The organism is Mesorhizobium sp. M0998 (genome assembly GCF_040318885.1).
Taxonomy (GTDB): Bacteria; Pseudomonadota; Alphaproteobacteria; order Rhizobiales; family Rhizobiaceae; genus Mesorhizobium.
The window spans coordinates 88,625-111,027 of sequence record NZ_JAMYND010000014.1; the positions used below are offsets into that span (position 1 = coordinate 88,625).

The following is a 22,403-nucleotide window of genomic DNA, read 5'->3' on the forward strand; positions in this document are numbered from 1 at the left end:
AACTGAGGTCAATCACATTTCGGGCGCGTTCGCCGTTCGAGGGTTCTCAGGGGTGATAAGCATGTTCAACACAGCTAGAATGGCTCTTCTGGCCGCGCTGTTTGCCGGCGTCGGACCGGCATTCGCCGCCGATTTCGTCGAGCCGCCCGTCGTCGAGGAGGCACCGCCACCGGTTGCCTATGAGCAGCCGGCCGAATTCGGCGGCTGGTATATCCGCGGCGACATCGACTATCACTGGTCGAAGTTTCGTGGTGGCGACTACATCACCTACGGTGTGGCGCCCCAGAATCCCGGCAAGTTCGATACAGGCAAGCTGGATGGCGCCTTCTCGGCCGGCGGCGGTGTTGGTTACCAGATCGACGAGCATTTCCGCACCGATCTCACCCTGGACTGGATGAGCAAGTCCAAATTCCGCGGCTCGACCAACGGCTTCTGCGGCCCACAGCAAACGCCTTGCACGTCCGTCGATACCTCGTCCTATTCGGCGCTGCTGCTCTTGGCCAACGCCTATGTCGATATCGGCACCTGGCATGGGATCACGCCTTACGTCGGCGCCGGCATCGGCGGTGCCTGGGTCAAGTGGGATGAACTGCACAACGTGGACAGCGACGGTTCATTTGATCATGCCGGCGGCAAGGGCTGGCGGTTTGCCTATGCTGCCATGGCGGGCGCATCCTACTGCCTGACTGACCGCGTCAAACTAGATGTCGGCTACCGCTTCAGCCACATCAACGGCGGTAAGATGTTCGACTATGCCTCCCTCCCCAATGTCGGCCCCGGCTATGACAAAGGTATCAACGTTCACGAAGTGCGCGGCGGCCTGCGCTACCAGTTCGGCAGGTCGGACTGTGCGCCGCCGGAGCCTTACGTCCCGGAACCCGAGCCGGTCTACACGAAGTAGTCGCTTCGAAATCGAGGAATTCGTCGACCGCCCGGCTGATGCCGGGCGGTTTCGTTTGGCTGCCTAAAGATGCTGCGTTGCCCTGTAACACCGTCCGGCTCGAGCAGCGAAAACGGATCAAATCAATTGCTAACGCCTTGTTATCCTTAACCCGCACTTAACCACTATGGTTAACAATGCTGTCTGAAACGGCGCGCGATCGCGAATGCGCCAAGTTCGGGAGCCGAGGACCATGACATTCAAATCGCCTGTAGCACTGGCGCTTGCAGCAGTCGTCCTGGTGCCGCTGACGCCGGCGCTTGGCGCCGATTACGAACCGCCGGTCTATGTCGACCAGGCGCCCGACTATGTACCGGTCGAGGTTGGCTCGGGATGGTATCTGCGCGGCGATGTCTCCTATCTGGTGCAGAAGAGCTTCAAGGATGAGCATTTCGCCTTTACACCCGCGAGCTTCGACGAAAAGGAAGATCCCATCTTCGCCAGCATCGGCTTCGGCTACCATTTCAACGACTATCTGCGCGCCGATCTCAATGTCGGCTATCTTCCCGGCAACAAGATCGACATCGGCTATAACGACGGAACGACCGTGGCATCGGCGACCCTGAAGAACTATGCCTTCTCAGGCATACTCAACGGCTATGTCGACCTTGGCACCTATGTCGGAATCACACCTTATCTCGGCGCCGGTGTCGGTGTCGTGCAGAGCAAGCGTCGCCTGTCGGCGAGCTACTTCACCGACAACGCCGACCCCACCGACGATTTCGTCCGGCATGACAACAAGACCCAGTACTCCTTCGCCTACACGCTGAATGCCGGGCTTGCCTACCAAGTGTCCAAGAACGTCTCAGTCGATCTGGGCTATCAGTATTTTTCCGCGCCAGACGCCGAATATGTGACTGCCGAGAGCCTGACTTCCTTTCCGATCCGCAAAGGAATCAACAATCATCAAGTCAAAGTCGGACTACGCTACGATCTCTGGTAGGCTCGATCGAAGCCGAGGCGTTGACAATGGCGGGTCGTAGGCCCGCCGTTTGCGTTTCGTCGCCGGCAATATCCCGGCAGCGACAAAAACTTTCCCCTTGACGCCGAAAGCCTGAACGCATATCGCCGTCCGTGGGCCACCCCTCCCCAACGAGGGGCCACTATCTGGAAGGATAGACCACGATGACGACGCATACGAAGCCCGGATTCCGTCCGGCAAATCCCAATTTTTCCTCAGGTCCCTGTGCAAAACGCCCCGGCTGGTCGGTCGAGGCGCTCAAAAATGCCGCGCTCGGGCGCTCGCACCGTGCCAAGATCGGCAAGACCAAGCTCGAACAAGCGATCGAGCTGACGCGGGAAATCCTCCAGGTTCCGGCGGATTACCGCATCGGCATCGTGCCGGCCTCGGATACCGGCGCGGTCGAAATGGGGCTGTGGTCGCTGCTCGGCGAGCGCGGCGTCGACATGGTCGCCTGGGAGAGCTTCGGCTCCGGCTGGGTCACTGATGTGGTCAAGCAGCTGAGGCTCGCCGATGTTCGCAGGTTAGAGGCGGACTACGGCGCACTGCCGGACCTGACCAAAATCGACTTCGACCGCGACGTGGTCTTCACCTGGAACGGCACGACGTCGGGTGTGCGCGTGCCGAACGGCGATTTCATCCCGGCCACCCGCAAGGGCCTGACCATCTGCGACGCGACTTCGGCGGCCTTTGCGCAACAGCTCGATTTTCAGAAACTCGACGTCGTCACGTTCTCCTGGCAGAAAGTGCTGGGCGGTGAGGGCGCGCACGGCATGCTGATCCTCAGCCCGCGCGCCGTCGAACGCCTGGAAAGCTACAAGCCAGCCTGGCCGTTGCCGAAAATCTTCCGCCTCACCTCGGGCGGCAAGCTGATCGAAGGCATCTTCAAGGGCGAGACTATCAACACGCCGTCGATGCTGTGCGTCGAGGACTATCTCGACGCGCTGCGTTGGGCGAAGTCGATCGGCGGCCTCGACGCGCTGGTCACCAGAGCGGATGCCAATGCCGCCGTTCTCGATCGCTTTGTCCGGAAATCTTCCTGGCTCGGCCATCTTGCCGTAGACCCGGCGACGCGTTCGAACACGTCGGTCTGCCTTTCCTTCACCGACCGGCAAGTCGCTGCACTCGACGCCGACGGACAGGCTGCATTCGCCAAGGCAATTGTCTCGGCGCTCGACAAGGAAGGCGTCGCCTACGACATTGGTGCCTACCGCGATGCACCGCCCGGCCTGCGCATCTGGTGCGGGGCGACAGTCGAGACCTCCGATCTCGAAGCGTTGCTGCCCTGGCTCGACTGGGCCTTTGCCGCGCAAAAGGCGTCGCTCAAAGCGGCGGCCTGACTCCCTCCCCCTCGAGGGGAGGGTGGCCCGAAGGGCCGGGTGGGGTCGCCTCCACCCGCTCAACTATCCGCCATCCAGAAAGAAAAAGATTTGGCCGCATCCGGCCGCAACGACCCCACCCCGGCGCTTCGCGCCGACCCTCCCCTCAAAGGGGGAGGGACGCCAATCGCAAAGGACCAAGCCAATGCCCCGCGTTCTCGTCTCAGACAAACTTTCCACCACCGCCGTGCAGATATTCAGGGATCGCGGCATCGAGGTCGACTATTTGCCGGATCTCGGCAAGGACAAGGAAAAACTGCTCGAAGTGATCGGCCAGTATGATGGGCTGGCCATCCGCTCGGCGACAAAGGTCACGGAGAAGCTGATCAATGCCGCGACCAGGCTGAAGGTCGTGGGCCGCGCCGGCATCGGCGTCGACAATGTCGACATCCCGGCGGCGAGCCGCAAGGGCATCATCGTGATGAACACGCCCTTCGGCAATTCGATCACCACCGCCGAGCATGCCGTCGCCATGATCTTCGCGCTGGCCCGCCAGATACCGGAGGCCAACGCCTCGACCCACGCCGGCAAATGGGAAAAGAACCGCTTCATGGGTGTCGAGATCACCGGCAAGACGCTGGGCATCATCGGCTGCGGCAATATCGGTTCGATCGTCGCTACGCGCGGCGTCGGCCTGAAGATGCATGTCATCGCCTTCGATCCATTCCTGTCGGACAGCCGCGCCGAGGAGCTCGGCGTCGAAAAGGTCGAGCTCGACGAGCTGTTCGCCCGCGCCGACTTCATCACGCTGCATACGCCGCTTACCGACAAGACGCGCAACATCATCGACGCCGCGGCGATCGCCAAGATGAAGACCGGCGTGCGTATCATCAACTGCGCCCGTGGCGGGCTGATCGTCGAGGCCGACCTGATCGCGGCGCTGAAGAGCGGCAAGGTGGCCGGCGCCGGCATCGACGTGTTCGAGGTCGAACCGGCGGAGAACAACGCACTGTTCGGCATGGACAATGTCGTGGCGACGCCGCATCTCGGCGCGTCGACCACCGAAGCGCAGGAGAATGTCGCCCTGCACGTCGCCGAGCAGATGTCCGACTATCTGATCAAGGGCGCCGTTTCCAACGCCATCAACATGCCGTCGATCACCGCCGAAGAGGCGCCGCGGCTGAAACCTTTCGTCAAGCTCGCCGAAGTGCTCGGCGCCTTTGTCGGCCAGGTCACCGAGGATCCGATCAAGGAGGTCGAGATCCTGTTCGACGGCTCGACCGCGACGATGAACACGCGGGCGCTGATCAGCGCCACTCTTGCCGGGCTGATCCGGCCGCAGGTCGCCGACGTCAACATGGTGTCGGCGCCGATCATGGTGAAGGAGCGCGGCATCATCGTCGCCGAGGTCAAGCGCGACAAGTCGGGCGTGTTCGACGGCTATATCAAGCTGACGGTCAAGACCGAGCACAGGACGCGCTCGATCGCCGGCACGTGTTTTTCGGACGGCAAGCCGCGCTTCATCCAGATCAAGGGCATCAATCTCGACGCCGAGGTTGGCCAGCACATGCTCTACACGACCAATGCCGACGCGCCCGGCATCATCGGTCTGCTCGGCACGGTGTGCGGCGAGAACGGCGTCAACATCGCCAATTTCCAGCTCGGCCGCAACCGGCCGGGCGGTGATGCCATCGCATTGCTCTATCTCGATGCGCCATTCCCGGAAAACGTGTTGGCGCAGGTGCGCTCGCACAAGTCGATCGACTCTGCCAAGCGGCTGCATTTCGATGTTGGGATAGCCTGAAATTCGGTCGCCCCGTGTGCAGCAGCACGCGGGGCGGTGGAACGTCGCGGCAAGCGACTTCATTCAGCAGCGGATGCCGCCATCTTCCGTCCGCTGTATTCGGCGAGGCTGATGCCACCGAGCACCAGCGCGAGAGCCAGCGCCTGATAGAGCTGGAATGTCTCGCCGACAATCAGCACCGATAGCAGCGTGCCGAAGATCGGCACCAGATTGATGAACAGGCCGGCGCGGTTGGCGCCGATCAGCTCGTTGCCCCTGATGTAGAAGATTTGCGAGATGACCGAAGCACCGATGGCGGTATAGAACGCGACCGCCCAGCCGCGGGCATCGGGGACGATGACTTTGCCGGCGGCAATCTCCCACAGGAAGAAAGGCAGCGATGTGACGAGTGCGGCAACCGACAGCGCCAGCATCAGGCTCTGCCAGCGGATTATCGGCTTCAGCCGCAACCCCACCGAATAGAAGGAGTAGCAAAGCACGGCGACCAGCATGATCGCGTCGCCAAAGTTGAGATCCAGCTTGAGAAGCTGGCGCAGGTCGCCATGGCTCGCCGTCACCGCGACGCCAATGATGGTCAGCACGACGCCAGCGATCTGCACCCGGTTCACCCGCAGGCGAAACAGCAGGAAATTGGCGATGATGATCACGATCGGTATCGCCGCCTGCTCGATCGAGACGTTGATCGCCGTGGTGTAGTTGAGCGCCGTGTAGAAGATCGTGTTGAAGAAGGCGAAGCCGCAAGCGCCGAGCCCGCCAAGCAGCAACCAATGCCTGCGCACCACCGGCCAGTCTTGGCGTAGCGTTCCCCAGCCGATCGGCAGCAGAATCAGAACCGCCAGCAGCCAACGCAGGAAGACCAGCGTCATCGGCGAGATATGACCGACCGCCAGCTTTCCCGCCACGGAGTTGCCGCCCCACAGCAAGGTGGTGAACAGCAGGAACAGATAGGCGGCTCGATGCATCGTGAACTCCCGGCCAGGCAGAGGGAATTTGACGGTCGGTGTGGGCCTATTGCGACCGCCAGCCCAAGTAAATGATGTCAAAGGCGAAAATTGTTGTGCCTCGGAGCGTTTTGGGCGGCAAAGAGTGGTCGCGCTCGACGGGTCTTGACGCTATAGAACGACGTGCGTGCAATTGGACGCTACAAAGTACGCGTCGGAAGGCTTTAATCCTCGCGTCGTGCTTTCCGAAAATCGATTCCGATTTTGGGGGCCGATGCGATAGAGGCCTGTCGTTTCGAACTGTTTCAAGCTGCTCGTGCGGCGTCTCAAGGGAAAAGAAATATGGCCAATGTGGTGGTCGTCGGCTCGCAATGGGGCGATGAGGGCAAAGGCAAGATCGTAGACTGGCTGTCGGAGCGCGCCGATGTTGTCGTGCGCTTCCAGGGCGGCCACAATGCCGGCCATACGCTGGTCGTCGACGGCAAGGTCTACAAGCTGTCGCTGCTGCCGTCCGGCGTGGTGCGGCAAGGCAAGCTGTCCATCATCGGCAATGGCGTCGTCTTCGATCCGCACGCTTTCGTCGCGGAGGTTGCGAAATTGAAGGCGCAGGGCGTCGAGGTGACGCCAGACCGCCTGAAAATAGCCGAAAACACCGCGCTTATCCTGTCCTTGCACCGGGAGCTGGACGGATTTCGCGAGGACGCCGCTTCCAATTCCGGAACGAAGATCGGCACGACCCGTCGCGGCATCGGTCCCGCCTATGAAGACAAGGTGGGCCGGCGCGCGGTCAGGGTGATGGATTTGGCGGATTTGGAAACGCTGCCCTTGAAGGTCGACAGGCTGCTGACGCACCACAATGCGCTGCGGCGCGGGCTCGGCCATGCCGAGGTCACGCACGAGGCGATCATGAGCGAGCTGATCTCGGTGGCCGACGAGATCCTGCCCTATATGGACCGCGTCTGGAAAATCCTCGACGACAAGCGCCGCGCCGGCGAGCGCATCCTGTTCGAGGGCGCGCAAGGGACGTTGCTTGACATCGACCACGGCACCTATCCGTTCGTCACCTCGTCCAATACGGTTGCCGGCCAGGCCGCCGCCGGGTCGGGTGTCGGGCCGGGCGCCATCGGTTATGTGCTCGGCATCACCAAGGCCTATACGACGCGCGTCGGCGAAGGCCCGTTTCCAACCGAACAGAAGAACGAGATCGGCGAGTTCCTGGGCACGCGCGGCCATGAATTCGGCGTCGTCACCGGCCGCAAGCGCCGCTGCGGCTGGTTCGATGCCGTGCTGGTCCGCCAGGCCGTCGCCGTCAACGGCATCAAGGGCATTGCGCTGACCAAGCTCGATGTGCTCGATGGGCTGGACGAGATCAAGGTCTGTACCGGCTACCGACTCGACGGCGAGGCGATCGATTACCTGCCGGCCAGCCAGGGTGCGCAGGCCCGCGTCGAACCGGTCTACGAGACGCTGGAGGGGTGGAAAGGCACCACTGCCGGCGCACGCAGCTGGAACGACCTGCCGGCCCAGGCGGTGAAGTACGTCCGCTACATCGAGGAGCTGATCGGCGCGCCGGTCGCACTCCTTTCCACCAGCCCTGAACGGGACGACACGATACTTGTGACCGATCCGTTTCAAGACTAGTTTCTCAGCCTTTCCGGGCATTGCGGCTGATTTGCGGGGGCCGGCCCAGAAACAAATGCAGGTCGACTGACGTATGGTAGATTTTGTTCCTATTCTGAAAAAGGCGCTCGATAAACTCGGTGAGCCGTCGGCGGAAGTGCGCGCCAGGGTCTATGACAGGGCCCGTTCGTCAATCGCGAAACAACTCGCAGAGAAGGCCACCATGACGCCTTCCGATGTCGACCGGCAGATGCGTGCACTGGAAGACGCCATCGCCAAAGTCGAGCGGGACTATGCCAAGCCTGCGCCGCCACCCGACCCGCTGGCGGAACTGGAGGACATCTTCTCCTCCATCGACCGCAACAAGAACCAGTCCAGCCATATCCGACAGCCAGCAAAGACGGAGCCGGCATGGCAGCCGGCCAAGACCGAGCCGGCAAAGACGGAGCCAGCAAAGACTGGGCCGGCCTGGCAGCCCACGCCCGCCAAGGCGGCGCCGAACTGGCAAAAGCCGCAGCCCGTCGCTCTTTCTCAGGAGCGCGCTGGTCCGCCGCCGTCCGATATGGATCTTCCGACGGCTGACGGCCAAGACGGCGTTTTTCCGGGCGACGACTTTTCCAACGACGGCGGCCCCGCGGAGGACAGGTTCCAGCGGCTCTATCCTGCCGAGCGCAGGCGCAGCTATGGCGGTGTGATCGCCGCCGCCATTGCCTTGCTCGTCATTGCCGGTGGTGGCTATGGCATCTGGCTGAACAAGGATGCGTTCGGCAGCATGCTCGGCCTCGACTCGACCACAGCCGTCGCCACCGAACCGCTGGTAAAACCAGCCCCGGCCAAGCCGGTGGCCGATGCGGCCGTACCGGCCGCCGCGCCTCCGACGGATGCCGGCGAGGGCGCGAAGTTCACGCAGCGCCTGACGCCCGAGGGGCACGAAGTCGATCCCGGCCCCGCGGCCGGGCAGGCGGGCATCGGCGAAGGCGAATCCGTCGCCGCACTGACCACGCCGCCATCGGCCGCACAAGCGCCGACCACCCCGGCACCGGCCGCGCCGGCTCCGGCCGCACCCGCCGACACGCAAGCCACGGCCAATGCTCCAGCAGTCGATGGGTCCGCTGCACCAACTCCCGCAACGCCGCCCGCCAACGGGGCAGCAGCGCCTGCAGCGGCCGCCCCGCCGCCAGCACCGGCAGCGGCACCAACGGCAGTTCCGCCGCAAGCCACGTTGGCCGTCGGCCAGAAGGCGATCTTCTACGAGGAGCGCACCAGCACCGCTCAAGGCTCGGCCGAGCCCGGCAACATCGTCTGGTCGCTGGTGCAGGAATCGCCCGGCGGCGACCTGCCGCCCGAGCCGGCGATCCGCGCCGAGGCGACCATTCCAGGCAAGGATATCCAGTTGCGCATGACGATCCGTCGCAACACCGACCAGACGCTGCCGGCCAGCCATATTATCGAGATGATCTTCCTGACGCCTGACGGCTTCGAGGGCGGCGGCGTCGACAACATCCTGCGTGTCGCCATGAAGGGCTCCGAGCAAGATGCCGGAAGCCCGCTGATCGGCATCCCGGCCAAGATCGCCGACGGTTTCTTCCTGGTTGCGCTCAACGATACCAAGGCGGATGAAGACGCCAATCTGACCTTGCTCAGAGGTCAGGACTGGATCGACGTGCCGGTCGTCTACAAGACCGGGCGGCGGGCGCTGCTCACCATGGAAAAGGGCATTCCAGGCGAGAAGGTGTTTGACGAGGCGCTAAAGGCCTGGCAGACAAAGACGGCGGGGTGAGGTCGGCTCACCAGCCCAACGCCTCTCTGGCTCAGAAGCCCTGGAACAGCATATCGAGCGCGGCCACGATCTCGTCGTGATGCCTCGTCAGATTCAGTCGGCTCTCGCCCAGTTCCGTCGCCGCAACCGTGGCGATCAAATGGGTGGCCATGACCAATTTCCGACCATTGATCTCGAAAATCGGATGGAGCTTTCGCATTGGTGATGGCGCCATCGCAGCCGGCAGAAGCGGGACGACCACCCGGGTCTTGAAATGGTCTAGCAGATCGGCCTGGACGTCGAGGAGATAGCCGCCTTCGATGCTACCCGCGAAGACGTCGTAGCGCGCCATCAGAATTGCCGATGTTCTGCCAGCGGAATACCGTGTTTTTCGACATATTCGTTCCACGCATCTATCGTCGCGCGGTTCTCAAGCTTCCACAGCCGCGTCTTTTCGGCGGCCACGGCCTCGGCGATGCCGGCTTCAGCGGCGCGCGAGACATTCACATCGAGCCCCTTGGCTTCCTTCATGAGCTTTGAGTCGATCGAGAGATTTGCCGGCTGGCGAACCGCATTCACAGCTATCTTGCGCATGATCACCTCCACAGTATGCGCATAACATATGCGCATTCCTCTCTAGTCGCAATGACAAGGTGCTTGAACTCGCGAATTACCCCTCCATCTCCTCGCGCAGCATTTCCAGTTCCAGCCATTCCTCCTCGAGCGCTGCCAGTGTGACGCGCTCCTTGTCGAGCGCGGCAATCGTCTTCTGGAACGAGGCCGGATCGCGCTCGTAATAGGCCGGATCGGCGATGTTGTTCTCCAGCCGCGAGATCGAGGCCGACACCGCCTCGATCTTCTTGGGTAAGGTTTCCAGCGCGAATTTCTGCTTGAACGACAGTTTCTTGGCCGGGCCCTTCGGTGCGGCCGCTTCGTTCCTGCTTGCCGCCGTCGCGTCGCCCGTCTCGGCCTTTGGTCGCGCCTTGCGGTCGTCCAGCCTGGTGCCGCCGCGCTGCGCCAGCATGTCGGAATAGCCGCCGGCATATTCGATCCAGCGGCCGTCACCATCCGGCGCGATGATGCTGGTCACGGTGCGATCGAGGAAATCGCGATCGTGGCTGACCAGGATCACCGTGCCGGCAAAGCCGGCGACCAATTCCTGCAGCAGCTCCAGCGTCTCCATGTCGAGGTCGTTGGTCGGCTCGTCGAGCACAAGCAGGTTTGCCGGCCGCGCCAAAACGCGGGCGAGGATCAGCCGCGCCCGCTCGCCGCCCGAAAGCTCGCGCACCGGCGTGCGCGCCTGTTCCGGCTTGAACAGGAAGTCTTTCATGTAAGAGACGACGTGGCGCTGCTCGCCATTGATGACGAGGTTCTCGCCGCGCCCGTCGGTGAGATACTGCGCCAATGTCTCCTGCGGGTCGACGGCTTCGCGCTTCTGGTCGAGCGTGGCGATCTCCAGATTTGTGCCGAGCCGCACCGTGCCCGCGTCCGGCTTCAATTCGCCGGTCAGCATCTTCAACAGCGTCGTCTTGCCGGCGCCGTTCGGCCCGACCAGACCGACGCGATCGCCGCGCTGGATTCGGGTCGAGAATCCCTTGACCACGGTCAGATCGCCAAAGGTCTTCTCGATGTTCTTGGCTTCGATCACCAGCTTACCGGATTCGGCGGCGTCGCTGGCTGTCATCGTCGCCGCACCCTCGGCGCCGCGATGACCACGAAAGCGCTGGCGCATGGTCTGCAACTCACCGAGCCGGCGCATGTTGCGCTTGCGCCGCGCTGTCACGCCATAGCGCAGCCAGTGCTCCTCGCGCACGATCTGGCGACCGAGCTTGTGCTGCTCGCGCTCTTCCTCCTCCAGCACCGTGTCGCGCCATTCCTCGAAATAGCCAAAGCCCTTGTCGAGACGGCGGGTCTGGCCGCGGTCGAGCCAGATTGTGGCGCGTGACACGCGCTCGAGAAAACGGCGGTCATGCGAGATGACGACCAGTGCCGAGGAGGTGCGGGCAAGCTCCTCCTCCAGCCATTCGATGACCGAAAGGTCAAGATGATTGGTCGGCTCATCGAGGAGGAGAATGTCGGGCTCCGGCGCCATGACGCGGGCGAGGGCGGCGCGCCGCGCCTCGCCGCCGGAAAGGTCGTTCGGCCGTTCCTCGCCGGTCAGGCCGAGATGCTCCATCAGATAGGTGGCGCGGTAGGGATCGTCGGCGGGCCCGAGCCCCGCCTCGACATAGGCGCGGACGGTCGCAAAACCGTCCATGTCGGGCATTTGCGGCAAGTAGCGCACGGTTGCCGAGGGCTGGCGGAAGACTTCGCCATCCTGCGGTTCGATCAGCCCGGCGGCGATCTTGAGGAGCGTCGACTTGCCAGAGCCGTTGCGGCCGACCAGGGCAATCTTGTCGCCAGCCGAGGCCGTCAAGGCGGCACCGTCGAGCAACGGCGTGCCGCCAAAGGTCAGCTTTATCCCGTCGAGATTGAGAAGTGGCGGCGCCATATCAGCTTTCTGGGCTCAGCTTTCCGGAAGAGGGTAGGGATGCGCGAGCAGCAGCGCGCGGCCGCTGGCCAGCGCGATTTCCAGCCGGCCCTTGACCTCGTTGGAAATGGTCAGCGACGAGCCGAACGCAACCTCGACATGGTCGAGCGGCCATTTGGCGCCGGTGACTGTCAGGCCGGCGAGATCCGAAAAGCCGAGCACCGAAAACAGCGTGCCGTCGGCATAGTCGGAGCCAGTCTTTCCAGGCAGCAAAGGAATGCCTTCCTGTGCGCCGCTGGTCAAAAGCACTTCCGTTCCGCCTTCCGCCAGCCGGACGCTCAGCGCCAGATGCAGGAAGATGTGGTCGGTGCGTTTGCCGCCGAAGGCGCCTGCGAGCACAAGGCTTGTCGCACCGCGTTCGAGCGCGGCGGCGATAGCGAGTTCACCGTCGGTCTTGTCCTTTTCAGCGGGAAATACCTGCCGTGGCACGGCGGCCAGATCTTCCGGCAAATCGGCAGGCACCGAATCGAAATCGCCGACCCAGAGTTCCGGCCTCAGGCCCAGCATGCGGGCATGACCGATGCCGGCGTCGGCGGCGATGACGCGCGAGCCTTCGACCTGGCGGTCGAGCAGCGGCGTGCGGATGAGATCGCCGCCAAGCAGGATGGTGAATGTGCTCATATCTCGTGGCCCTTACCAGCCCTGCCCCGGAAACGGAAGATGAAACGGCAGACGAAACGGAAGGCTGGGCTTTGGATGTCCGGCAAACTTCCGCTTGCGCAGCACTTCGGCCGGGCCTATGTGTCGCAACGCTCTAACGGGGTGCCGGACGCGATCTTCGCGGACCGGCTGAGAGGCAAGACTGCCAACCCGCTGAACCTGATCCGGTTTGTACCGGCGGAGGGATTAGACGTTTCGGACAGCCCGACGCCTCAATTCCTTTCAACGCGAACGAAGGAGGCGCCGATGCGCAGTTTTTTCCACTCTCTTGTCTCAATTGTCCTGCTTGCGGCATCCGCGCTCGCCCTGCCAGGGCAGGCATCGGCACAGGATAGACTGACGGTCTATACCTATGAAAGCTTCACCGCCGATTGGGGTCCGGGACCGGCAGTGAAGAAGGCCTTCGAGGCCGAATGCAGTTGCGTCGTCGAATTCGTCTCGGTCGCCGACGGCGTGGCGCTGCTCAACCGTGTGAAGCTGGAAGGCGCCGCGACCAAGGCCGATATCGTACTTGGCCTCGATACCAACTTAACCGCCGACGCCAAGGCAACCGGCCTGTTTTCGCCGCACGGCGCCGTCTCGGGCGTCAATGTACCGGGCGGCTGGAGCGACGATATTTTCGTGCCGTTCGACTATGGCTATTTCGCCGTCGTCTACGACACCGAAAAACTGAAGAGCCCGCCGAAGAGCCTCAGGGAATTGGTCGAGGGCGATGCCGGAGAGAAGATCGTCATCCAGGATCCGCGCACCTCGACGCCGGGCCTTGGCCTGCTGCTGTGGGTCAAGTCGGTCTATGGCGACAAGGCGCCGGAAGCCTGGGCCAAACTCAAGGCGAAGGTGCTGACGGTAACGCCGGGCTGGAGCGAGGCCTACGGCCTGTTCACCAAGGGCGAGGCGCCGATGGTGCTGTCCTACACGACCTCGCCGGCCTACCACATGGTCGCCGAAAACACCGAGCGCTACCAGGCGGCGTCCTTCGAGGAGGGCGAATATCTGCAGATCGAGGTCGCGGGGATCACCACCAAGGGCGCGAAGAACCCGCTGGCGGAAAAGTTCATTGCCTTCATGACCGGACCGAAATTCCAGGATGTCATTCCCGAAACCAACTGGATGTTCCCGGCCGGCAAAACCGACAAGCCGCTCAACCCGGCGTTCGACAAGCTGGTCAAGCCGACCAAGACCTTGCTGTTCAGCCCGGAAGACGTCGCGGCCAACCGCAAGGCCTGGGTCGATGAGTGGCTTGCGGCGATGAGCAGGTAGGGCTCAAGCCTCGTCGGATGTTTGCGCCAAGCCACCCCCCTCTGGCCTGCCGGCCATCTCCCCCTCAAGGGGGGAGATCGGCAGCTTTGTCGCCTCTCCTCGCCCTGCCACTTGTGAGATTGGCGAAGGCGGCTGAGTGCGCAATCTCCCCCCTTGAGGGGGAGATGGCCGGCAGGCCAGAGAGGGGTGGGCTCGGCCTTTGCCAGGTATTTCCTTCGATCAACGCCTGTCGTAGTGTCGGGTAGGGCGACATGCGTACGCGTCATCCGGCCGATCCCCGCGTCACTGCCGGTATCGTCGCGCTCGCCGCCATCGCGCTGCTTATCGGCGGAGCATTCGCCGGGCTCCTCGTCGAAGCTACGCGCGACCTGTCCGGCGCCGCTTCCGCCTTCGATTCCTATCTCCTGCGTGTTGCCCGCTTCACGCTCTGGCAGGCTCTGTTGTCGACCCTGCTCTCCGTCGCACCGGCGCTGTTCGTCGCGCGCGCCCTGTCGCGGCATCCGCGTTTTTTCGGGCGAGGCTTCATCCTCCAGCTTTTCGCCGTGCCACTGGCGCTGCCGGCCATTGTTGCCGCACTCGGTGTCTTGGCGCTCTATGGCCGCGCCGGCTATTTTGCCGGCACGCTGGGCGCGCTAGGCGGCCAGAGCTGGCCCGGCATCTATGGCCTGTCGGGCATACTCGTTGCCCATGTCTTCTTCAACCTGCCGCTGGCGACGCGGCTGTTCCTGGAGGCGTTGCAGACCGTGCCGGCTAACCAATGGCGGCTGGCGAGCCAGCTTGGCATGGGTGCTGCGCCGGCCTTCCGGCTGATCGAATGGCCGCCGCTGCGTGCGGCCTTGCCGGGCGTTGCCGGGCTCGTTTTCATGCTGTGCATCACCTCCTTCACCATCGTGCTTACGCTCGGCGGCGGGCCGCGCGCGACGACGCTCGAGGTTGCCATCTACCAGGCGCTGCGTTTCGACTTCGACCCGGCGCGGGCGGTGACGCTGACCCTGCTGCAGATTGCCCTGACCTTCGTCGTCGTGCTGGCACTGACGCGGCTTGGCGCCAATATGACCGGCGACGCCAATCTGCCGGTGGCGCCGCGCCGGTATTTTTCAGCCGGTGCGGCCGAGACCGTGCTGAACGCGCTGGCGATCGGGCTCGCACTGCTGTTTGTCGCCGGGCCGATGGCGGCCACGCTGGCAGCCGGGCTTGGCGCCGATCTCGGCCGCCTGGCCGGCGAGAGCGCGGTGCGGCAAGCGACGGCGACCAGTGCCGTGCTCTCCCTCCTATCGGCGCTGCTCTCTGTGGCGTTGTCGCTGTCGCTGGTGATGGCGCGCCGGGCGCTGGCGCTCACCCGGCGGAGCGGCAGGAGGACGCTGCTCGAACACCTGGCCGACACCGGTGCGGGGTTCGTCCTGGTGGTGCCGCCCATCGTCATCGGTGCCGGCTGGTTCTTGCTCCTGCGCACCGTCGGCGATGTCTTTGCGATCGCCCCTGTCATGGTGGTTGCGGTCAATGCAGTGATGGCGATGCCGTTCGCCATCCGCGCCATCCGCCCTGCCTATGACGCGGCGAGCGAACGCCACGAACGGCTCTGCGCACAGCTTGGCATCTCGGGCTGGAACCGGTTGCGGCTGGTCGACTGGCCGTCGCTGCGGCGGCCGCTCGCCACCGGCTTCGCGTTCGCCATGGCGCTGTCGCTCGGCGATCTCGGCGTCATTGCGCTGTTCGGCAGCGATTCCGTGCAGACCTTGCCCTATCTGCTGCTGGCGCGCATGGGCAGTTACCGCACCGAGGATGCCGCCGGCCTGGCGCTGCTGCTCGGCCTTGTCTGCCTGGCGCTGGTGTTGGCCGCGGACTGGCTGGGAAGGAGGGAGAAATCATGATGCCGATCAGCCCGGAACGGTCCATTTCGGTGGAAAAAGGCGCGGCCGTGCGGCTCGATAATGTCTCGTTCAGCTATGGTGAAACGCCGCTTATATTCGATGTCGATTTCCCGGCGTCGGAAATCACCGCCATCATGGGGCCGAGCGGTTCGGGAAAGTCGACGCTGCTCAATCTGGTGGCCGGCTTCGAGACGCCGCGGTCGGGCCGCGTGCTGATCGGCGGCGCCGACGTCAGCACTGCGCCGCCATCAGCGCGGCCGGTATCGATGGTGTTCCAGGAAAACAACCTGTTTGCCCATCTGTCCCTCGAGCAGAATGTCGGGCTCGGCCGCTCGCCTTCGCTCAGGCTGAGCGAGGCTGACCGCGCCGCAATCGCCGCAGCGCTGAAGCGCGTCGGCCTTGCCGGCAAGGAAAGCCGGCTGCCGCGCGAACTCTCCGGCGGCGAGCGGCAGCGCGTCGCGCTCGCCCGGGTCCTGGTGCGCGACCGGCCGGTGCTGTTGCTCGACGAGCCGTTCGCTTCGCTCGGACCGGCACTGCGCGACGACATGCTCGACCTGGTGGCCGACGTCCATTCGGAGCAGCGCATGACGGTGTTATTCGTCACGCACCAGCCGGACGATGCGCGCCGTATCGGCCAAAATATGGTTTTCCTGGATGGTGGCACGGTTGCCGCGACCGGCACCGCGGCCGATTTTTTCGTCGGGGCTGGACCGGAGGCATTCCGACGCTATATCGGCTCGGGTCCGTTTGCGGCTGGATCACGAGATGTTGCCCGGAAGCGGACATAATTTATGGTCAAACCGGCGGAAGGCGAAGCGGCGCTTGCTTGCCATGGTCGAGGTAGTGTGGCTAGGTCCGCCAGGAGCTGGTCCGGCCTAGACCGTGATTTGCCCTTGCTGCCTCGTATCTGTCGGACGCACGAAGGACGCCGTAGCACTTGATTTGCGCGTGATGCTTTCCGGAAATCGCGCCCGATTTTCGCGGTCACGTGCCAGGACTTGAAAGGAAGCCGATCTGCCGACCGGCATCGACAATCGGAGGGTGAAACCGCTGGCGCGCTTTCTGGCGCTGGCCGGTCTTGCCGTGGCGCTGGCAAGCTGCCAGATGTTCACGCCTCCCGACGTGCAGGAATCAGGCTTTCAGCCCTCAGACAAGCCGATCACGGTCGACAATGTCGCCGCCAACGGCAAGCTCGCTCAACTGGCGAAGGCGCAGCACCCGCGCATCCTCGCCACCTATGGCGGCGAGTATTCCGACCCCAAGCTGGAGCGCATGGTGGCCAAGATCGTCGGCAGACTGACCGTGGTGTCGGCCAACCCAACCCAGACCTACCGCATCACCATCCTCAACTCGCCCAACGTCAATGCCTTCGCGCTGCCGGGCGGCTATCTCTACATCACCCGCGGGCTGCTGGCGCTGGCCAACGATTCCGCCGAGCTTGCCGCCGTCATCGCGCATGAGATGGGCCACGTTACGGCCAACCACGGCCTGCAGCGCCAGCAGCTGGAAGCCGAAGAGGGGTTGGCGACCAAGGTCGTTTCGGACGTGCTCGGCGACAACCCGACGGCCAAGGCGGCGCTGATCCGCGGCAAGCTGAGGCTGGCCCAGTTCTCGCGCAATCAGGAGCTGGAGGCCGATGCCATCGGCATCAAGTCGATCGGCGAAGCCGGTTTCGACCCCTACGCCGCCGGCCGCTTCCTGCAGTCGATGTCGGCCTATACCGATTTCCGCTCAATCAGCGGCGCCACCGACGCCAGCCTCGACTTCCTGGCGACGCACCCCAACACGCCGCAGCGTATCGATCTCGCGCAGCGCCACGCCCGCCAGTTCGGCGCGCCTGGTGTCGGGTCGCGCGACCGCGATTCATTTCTTGCCGGCGTAGACGGGCTGCTTTACGGCGACACGCCGGAGGAAGGCTACGTGCGCGGCGAAACCTTCCTGCACCCTGGCCTCGGTGTGTCGTTCTCGGTGCCCAACGGTTTCGTCATCGACAATTCGGCGGCGGCGGTGACGGCCACAGGCCCGGGCGACATGGCAATCCGCTTCGATGGCGTTTCGATCGACAAGGACCGCTCGCTGACCGACTACATCCGCAGCGGCTGGGTTGCCGGCCTCGACGACAGCAGCGTGCGCCAGGAGACGATCAACGGCAACGAAGCGGCAACCGCGCATGCCGGCGCCGATGGCTGGCAATTCGACATTGCGGTGATCCGCGCCGGCGGCCAGGTCTACCGCTTGCTGACTGCTGCGCCGTCGGCCAGCACCTCGCTGAGCACGGTGGCGCGCTCGGTCAGCGGCTCGTTCCGCATCCTGAGTGCTGCCGAGAAGGCAGCACTGAAGCCACTGCGTATCCGCATCGTCACGGTGCAGCCCGGCCAGACGATGGGCTCCCTGGCCGCACAGATGGTCGGCGTCGACCGCAAGCTGGATTTGTTCAGGGTGCTCAACGCGCTGTCGCCGGGTGCCGCGGTTTCGGCCGGCGACAAGGTGAAGATCGTCACCGACAAATAGCAGGCGACGCGATTCAGGCTGCGAGAAATTCCGGATTCTGCTTTACCAGCGCCGCCTTGAGCTTTTCCATGGCGCGCGCCTCGATCTGCCGGACACGTTCCTTGGAGATGCCGAGGGTCTCGCCGAGCGCTTCGAGCGTCGCGCCCTCGTCGCTCAGCCGGCGTTCCTCGATAATCCTGAGCTCGCGCGCATTGAGAGCGCCGAGTGCCGTCTTCAGCCACACCGAGCGGCGTTCGACGTCGATCGTATCGCCGACGACCTCATCGGGCAGCGGGTCATCCGAAACCAGGAACTCCATCCGCTCGGTTGCGCCCGCATCGTCGGCTAGCGGCGTGTTGAGCGAGCTGTCCGGCGCCGAAAGGCGGGAATCCATCATCGCCACATCGGCCTCCGATACCCCGAGAGCCGCCGACACTTCGCGGTAGAGCGTGGCATTCGACGTCTGCTCGGCGCCGTTTGCCAGGCGGGCGCGCAGACGCCGCAGGTTAAAGAACAGCGCCTTTTGCGCCGAGCTGGTGCCGCCGCGCACGATCGACCAGTTGCGCAGGATATAGTCCTGCATCGAGGCGCGAATCCACCAAGTCGCGTAGGTCGAGAACCGCACCTCGCGCTCGGGTTCGAAACGGGCCGCGGCCTCCAGCAGCCCGACATGGCCTTCCTGGATCAGGTCGCCCAGCGGAAGGCCGTAGTGGCGAAACCGCGACGCCATGGAAATGACCAGCCGCATATGCGCGACGGTGATGCGGTGCAGCGCGTGCTGGTCATTGTTTTCCTTCCAGCGCAGCGCCAGGAGATGCTCTTCGTCACGTTCCAGATAAGGGGCTTTCATCGCCGCGCGAACCATGGTCCGTCCTGCACTGTCTTCCATCATGCCGCGCTCCTGCTTCAGGCGTTGCGGTGCGATCGAATCGTGAGTTGGCGCCGATGGTTGAAATGGCGGCGCCGCGCCCTACAACAGCGAAGAACGTGCCATGCGGGGGAATGTTCCCCCGGACTGTCATGTCGATTGCGCTGTTCCAGGCGATTCGCCACCGGCCTTGACTCAGCCGGATGGCGCCGGAAGATGCTGGTTGAGAATTGGATTTCAAGGGTGCGGGATTTTTGAAATTCAGTTTCTTATTCTGGCATCGCGCATCTGTCATTTTCCGGCACTCGCAATGACGCCGGACACCGGCCAAGGACGGATCACAGAAAAATGAAATGGCTCAAATCGCTCATCATCGCCGGAACGCTGCAGGTTCTGGCCATCGCCGCCGGTCACGCCGGCGCCAATCTCGACCAGATCAAGCAGTCCGGCGTCTTCAAGGTCGGCACAGAAGGAACCTATGCGCCCTTCACCTATCATGATGCTTCCGGCGCGCTGGTCGGCTTCGACGTCGAGATCGCGCGGGCCATCGCCGAGCGCCTCGGCGTCAAAGCCCAGTTCCTCGAAGGCAAATGGGACGGGCTGATCGCCGGTCTCGATGCCAACCGCTACGATGCCGTCATCAACGAGGTCGGCATCACCGAGGCGCGCAAGGCCAAATATGCTTTCTCCGATCCCTACATCGCCTCCAAGGCGGTGCTGATCGTGCGCGGCGACAACACCGACATCAAGGGTTTCGCCGATCTCAAGGGCAAGAAGGCGGCGCAATCGCTGACCTCGAATTTCGGCAAGCTGGCTGAAACCAATGGCGCCGAGCTCGTCGGCACCGACGGCTTCGACCAGTCGATCCAGCTGCTTCTTACGGGCCGCGCCGACGCCACCATCAACGACAGCCTGTCCTTCCTCGACTTCAAGAAGCACAAGCCCGACGCCAATGTGAAGATTGCCGCGCAGGAAGAAAACGCCGACTATTCCGGCGTCATCGTGCGCAAGGGCGATCCGGAACTGGTGGCCGCCATCAATAAGGCGCTGGCCGACATCAAGGCCGACGGCACCTACAAGAAAATCGCCGACACCTATTTCGGCCAGGACGTTTCGAAGTAAAACGGCTTTCTCGTGTGGGCCGAACGCCGGCCCGCGTCGTTCATATCGCGGCGAGCTGTCTTTTGATGGCCCGCCGCTTTCGCGTGATATGAGCGACGGCAATCTGGCAAGGAGGAGCCTTCGTGCCGCACTGGCTGCAATTGATGCTGGAATCCCTGCCTACGCTGCTATGGGCTGCACTGATCTTCACCGTGCCGCTGACGCTGCTGTCGTTTGCATTCGGTCTTGTCCTGGGCCTGGTTGTGGCGCTTGTCCGGCTGTTCGGTCCCAAACCGCTGGTCGCCGTGGTCCGCTTCTACGTCTGGATCTTCCGCGGCACCCCGCTTCTCGTGCAACTGTTCCTTATCTTCTACGGCCTGCCATCGGTCGGCATCCTGCTCGACGCCTTTCCAGCAGCACTGATCGGCTTCACCTTGAACATCGGTGCTTATTCGTCGGAAATCATCCGCGCCGTCATCGGTTCGGTGCCCAAGGGCCAGTGGGAAGCGGCCTATTCGATCGGCATGACCTGGGCCCAGGCAATGCGGCGCACCATTCTTCCACAGGCGGGCCGCGTCGCCGTGCCGCCGCTGTCCAACACCTTCATCTCGCTGGTCAAGGACACTTCGCTCGCCGCCGCCATCACTGTGCCGGAGATGTTCCAGGCAGCGCAGCGCATCGTCGCCACCACCTATGAGCCGCTGATCCTCTATGTCGAGGCAGCGGCCCTCTATCTGGTCATGAGCTCCGTGCTGTCGGCCTTGCAGGCGCGGCTGGAAACGCGGCTCAACCGTTATGGCGGCTTCCTGGAGGCGCGCGCATGATCGGCCTCACCAACATCGAAAAGCGTTTCGGCGACAATTTGGTGCTGAAGGGCGTCACCGTCACGATCGAGGAAGGCAGCGTTACGGCGCTTGTCGGGCCGTCGGGCGGAGGGAAGAGCACGCTTTTGCGCTGCATCAACCTGCTCGAGCTGCCGACTTCAGGCACGGTACGGATCGGCGACGATGCACTCGAATTCCATCCCGGCGGCAGGGTCTCGACCAGGGATATCCAGCGGCTGCGGCTGCAGACCGGCATGGTGTTCCAGAATTTCCAGCTGTTTCCGCATCGCACTGCGATCGAGAACATCATGGAGGGGCTGGTGACGGTGCTGAAATGGCCCAAGGAGAGGGCGCGCGAACGGGCGCTGGCCCTGCTCGAAAAAGTCGGCATGGCGCACAAGGCCGATGCCTGGCCGGCGACCCTGTCGGGCGGCCAGCAGCAGCGCGTGGCGATTGCCCGGGCGCTGGCGCCTTCGCCGAAGGTCCTGCTCTGCGACGAGCCGACCTCGGCACTCGATCCGGAACTGGCGCAGGAGGTGGTTGACGTGCTCGGCAAGCTCGCCAGCGAGGGCACGACCATGGTGATGGCGACGCATGACCTGCGGCTCGCCTCCAAGATCGCGCGGGAAGTGGTGTTCCTCGATGCCGGCAACATCGTCGAACAAGGCCCGGCCGCGGTGCTGTTCAGCAACCCGGAACGCCAGCGGACCAAGCGGTTCATCGCCACGCTGAAGCACGAGGCGGAAAGGGAAGGCGGCGGCGAAGGTTAGATATGCCCGTCGCCGGTCAGCTAAGACAAAAAAACCCGGCGCGAGGCCGGGTTTTCCATGTTTCCTGGGCGAAAAGGCTCAGGCAGCTTCTTCCTGCTCGGCTTCCTCGTTGTCGGCCTTGGCGCCGCGCTTCGGGCCCTTGTTGAGGTTCACCTCGATGAGGCGGACCGCTTCGGTCTCCGACATGCGGTTGACGGCCGCGATCTCGCGGGCCATGCGGTCGAGGGCCGCCTCGTAGAGCTGGCGCTCGGAATAGGACTGCTCCGGCTGGTTATCGGCGCGGTAAAGGTCGCGCACCACTTCCGAGATCGAGATCAGATCGCCGGAGTTGATCTTGGCATCATATTCCTGGGCACGGCGTGACCACATGGTGCGCTTGACGCGGGCGCGGCCCTGCACGACCTTCAGCGCGCGCTCGACATAATCCTCTTCCGACAGCTTGCGCATGCCGATCGAGGTCGCCTTGGCGACCGGCACCTTGAGGCGCATCTTGTCCTTCTGGAAGTCGATGACGAACAGCTCCAGCTTGTGGCCCGCGACTTCCTGCTCGTCGATCGAGACGATCTGGCCGACACCATGCGCCGGATAAACGATGTACTCGCCGGTCTTGAAACCGTGGCGCGCTGCGGTGGACTTCTTCTGCGGGGTGATCGTTGCCATTACGCCCTGAACTCCTTGTTGTGGT

The 22,403-nt window shown here is 63.6% G+C and carries 20 protein-coding genes and 1 riboswitch; of the genes, 13 read left to right on the forward strand and 7 right to left on the reverse strand.

What is annotated here, in order from left to right:
* Nucleotides 1-61 precede the first annotated feature (61 nt).
* The 4 genes from NKH59_RS15745 (at nucleotide 62) to serA (ending at nucleotide 5,024) form a co-directional block, all read left to right on the forward strand.
* Nucleotides 62-901, forward strand: a complete 840-nt coding sequence (locus tag NKH59_RS15745; RefSeq protein ID WP_352613400.1) for an outer membrane protein — start codon at nucleotides 62-64, stop codon at nucleotides 899-901.
* Between the two features lie 232 nt (nucleotides 902-1,133).
* Complete coding sequence (locus NKH59_RS15750) at nucleotides 1,134-1,883, forward strand: outer membrane protein (RefSeq protein ID WP_353022312.1); 750 nt, start codon at nucleotides 1,134-1,136, stop codon at nucleotides 1,881-1,883.
* A gap of 182 nt (nucleotides 1,884-2,065) precedes the next feature.
* Complete coding sequence (locus NKH59_RS15755; protein WP_353022313.1) at nucleotides 2,066-3,241, forward strand: phosphoserine transaminase; 1,176 nt, start codon at nucleotides 2,066-2,068, stop codon at nucleotides 3,239-3,241.
* Nucleotides 3,242-3,425: 184 nt separating this feature from the next.
* Entirely contained in the window at nucleotides 3,426-5,024 is a 1,599-nt protein-coding gene (gene serA, locus NKH59_RS15760; RefSeq protein ID WP_353022315.1) for a phosphoglycerate dehydrogenase, read from the forward strand.
* Between the two features lie 59 nt (nucleotides 5,025-5,083).
* On the opposite strand, the gene NKH59_RS15765 is transcribed toward serA, so the two are convergent.
* Nucleotides 5,084-5,986 (reverse strand): DMT family transporter, encoded by a 903-nt coding sequence (locus NKH59_RS15765; protein ID WP_352613407.1) that lies wholly within the window; start codon nucleotides 5,984-5,986, stop codon nucleotides 5,084-5,086.
* A 321-nt stretch (nucleotides 5,987-6,307) separates the two neighbouring features.
* On the opposite strand from NKH59_RS15765, the gene NKH59_RS15770 reads away from it, so the two are divergent.
* Nucleotides 6,308-7,606, forward strand: a complete 1,299-nt coding sequence (locus tag NKH59_RS15770; protein WP_023680654.1) for an adenylosuccinate synthase — start codon at nucleotides 6,308-6,310, stop codon at nucleotides 7,604-7,606.
* Between the two features lie 73 nt (nucleotides 7,607-7,679).
* The gene (locus NKH59_RS15775) at nucleotides 7,680-9,365 is read left to right on the forward strand and encodes a hypothetical protein (protein WP_352683372.1); all 1,686 of its coding nucleotides are present in this window, start codon (nucleotides 7,680-7,682) and stop codon (nucleotides 9,363-9,365) included.
* A gap of 31 nt (nucleotides 9,366-9,396) precedes the next feature.
* Here the strand turns inward: NKH59_RS15775 and NKH59_RS15780 are convergent, their stop codons facing one another.
* The 4 genes from NKH59_RS15780 to NKH59_RS15795 form a co-directional block, all read right to left on the reverse strand.
* The gene (locus NKH59_RS15780; protein ID WP_352450813.1) at nucleotides 9,397-9,696 is read right to left on the reverse strand and encodes a CcdB family protein; all 300 of its coding nucleotides are present in this window, start codon (nucleotides 9,694-9,696) and stop codon (nucleotides 9,397-9,399) included.
* Nucleotides 9,696-9,938, reverse strand: a complete 243-nt coding sequence (locus tag NKH59_RS15785) for a type II toxin-antitoxin system CcdA family antitoxin (RefSeq protein ID WP_254816484.1) — start codon at nucleotides 9,936-9,938, stop codon at nucleotides 9,696-9,698. Before NKH59_RS15785 ends, NKH59_RS15780 begins: the two co-directional genes overlap by 1 nt.
* A gap of 76 nt (nucleotides 9,939-10,014) precedes the next feature.
* Complete coding sequence (locus tag NKH59_RS15790; RefSeq protein WP_352683374.1) at nucleotides 10,015-11,835, reverse strand: ABC-F family ATP-binding cassette domain-containing protein; 1,821 nt, start codon at nucleotides 11,833-11,835, stop codon at nucleotides 10,015-10,017.
* Between the two features lie 15 nt (nucleotides 11,836-11,850).
* Nucleotides 11,851-12,495, reverse strand: a complete 645-nt coding sequence (locus NKH59_RS15795) for a thiamine diphosphokinase (protein WP_353022317.1) — start codon at nucleotides 12,493-12,495, stop codon at nucleotides 11,851-11,853.
* A gap of 127 nt (nucleotides 12,496-12,622) precedes the next feature.
* Nucleotides 12,623-12,737: riboswitch (TPP riboswitch) on the forward strand.
* Nucleotides 12,738-12,780: 43 nt separating this feature from the next.
* Between NKH59_RS15795 and thiB the strand changes: the two genes are divergently transcribed.
* The 4 genes from thiB (at nucleotide 12,781) to NKH59_RS15815 (ending at nucleotide 18,176) form a co-directional block, all read left to right on the forward strand.
* On the forward strand, nucleotides 12,781-13,794 hold the full coding sequence (gene thiB / locus NKH59_RS15800; protein ID WP_352683378.1) for a thiamine ABC transporter substrate binding subunit: 1,014 nt from the start codon (nucleotides 12,781-12,783) through the stop codon (nucleotides 13,792-13,794).
* Between the two features lie 251 nt (nucleotides 13,795-14,045).
* Entirely contained in the window at nucleotides 14,046-15,665 is a 1,620-nt protein-coding gene (thiP, locus tag NKH59_RS15805) for a thiamine/thiamine pyrophosphate ABC transporter permease (RefSeq protein WP_353022319.1), read from the forward strand.
* Nucleotides 15,662-16,453: a thiamine ABC transporter ATP-binding protein gene (thiQ, locus tag NKH59_RS15810; RefSeq protein WP_352613421.1), complete on the forward strand. Its 792-nt coding sequence runs from the start codon at nucleotides 15,662-15,664 to the stop codon at nucleotides 16,451-16,453. The genes thiP and thiQ overlap by 4 nt, the downstream gene beginning before the upstream one ends.
* 253 nt (nucleotides 16,454-16,706) lie before the next feature.
* Nucleotides 16,707-18,176, forward strand: a complete 1,470-nt coding sequence (locus NKH59_RS15815; RefSeq protein ID WP_352683380.1) for a M48 family metalloprotease — start codon at nucleotides 16,707-16,709, stop codon at nucleotides 18,174-18,176.
* Between the two features lie 13 nt (nucleotides 18,177-18,189).
* Here the strand turns inward: NKH59_RS15815 and NKH59_RS15820 are convergent, their stop codons facing one another.
* On the reverse strand, nucleotides 18,190-19,047 hold the full coding sequence (locus NKH59_RS15820) for an RNA polymerase factor sigma-32 (RefSeq protein ID WP_254816490.1): 858 nt from the start codon (nucleotides 19,045-19,047) through the stop codon (nucleotides 18,190-18,192).
* Nucleotides 19,048-19,371: 324 nt separating this feature from the next.
* On the opposite strand from NKH59_RS15820, the gene NKH59_RS15825 reads away from it, so the two are divergent.
* The 3 genes from NKH59_RS15825 (at nucleotide 19,372) to NKH59_RS15835 (ending at nucleotide 21,718) form a co-directional block, all read left to right on the forward strand.
* A complete protein-coding gene (locus tag NKH59_RS15825) occupies nucleotides 19,372-20,145 on the forward strand; it encodes an amino acid ABC transporter substrate-binding protein (RefSeq protein WP_352768306.1) in 774 nt (257 codons plus the stop codon).
* A gap of 122 nt (nucleotides 20,146-20,267) precedes the next feature.
* The gene (locus NKH59_RS15830; RefSeq protein WP_023721020.1) at nucleotides 20,268-20,948 is read left to right on the forward strand and encodes an ABC transporter permease subunit; all 681 of its coding nucleotides are present in this window, start codon (nucleotides 20,268-20,270) and stop codon (nucleotides 20,946-20,948) included.
* Nucleotides 20,945-21,718, forward strand: coding sequence for an amino acid ABC transporter ATP-binding protein (locus tag NKH59_RS15835; RefSeq protein ID WP_352714394.1), 774 nt, complete (start codon nucleotides 20,945-20,947; stop codon nucleotides 21,716-21,718). The genes NKH59_RS15830 and NKH59_RS15835 overlap by 4 nt, the downstream gene beginning before the upstream one ends.
* Nucleotides 21,719-21,796: 78 nt before the next feature.
* On the opposite strand, the gene NKH59_RS15840 is transcribed toward NKH59_RS15835, so the two are convergent.
* On the reverse strand, nucleotides 21,797-22,378 hold the full coding sequence (locus NKH59_RS15840; protein WP_006327799.1) for a CarD family transcriptional regulator: 582 nt from the start codon (nucleotides 22,376-22,378) through the stop codon (nucleotides 21,797-21,799).
* Nucleotides 22,379-22,403: the final 25 nt, after the last annotated feature.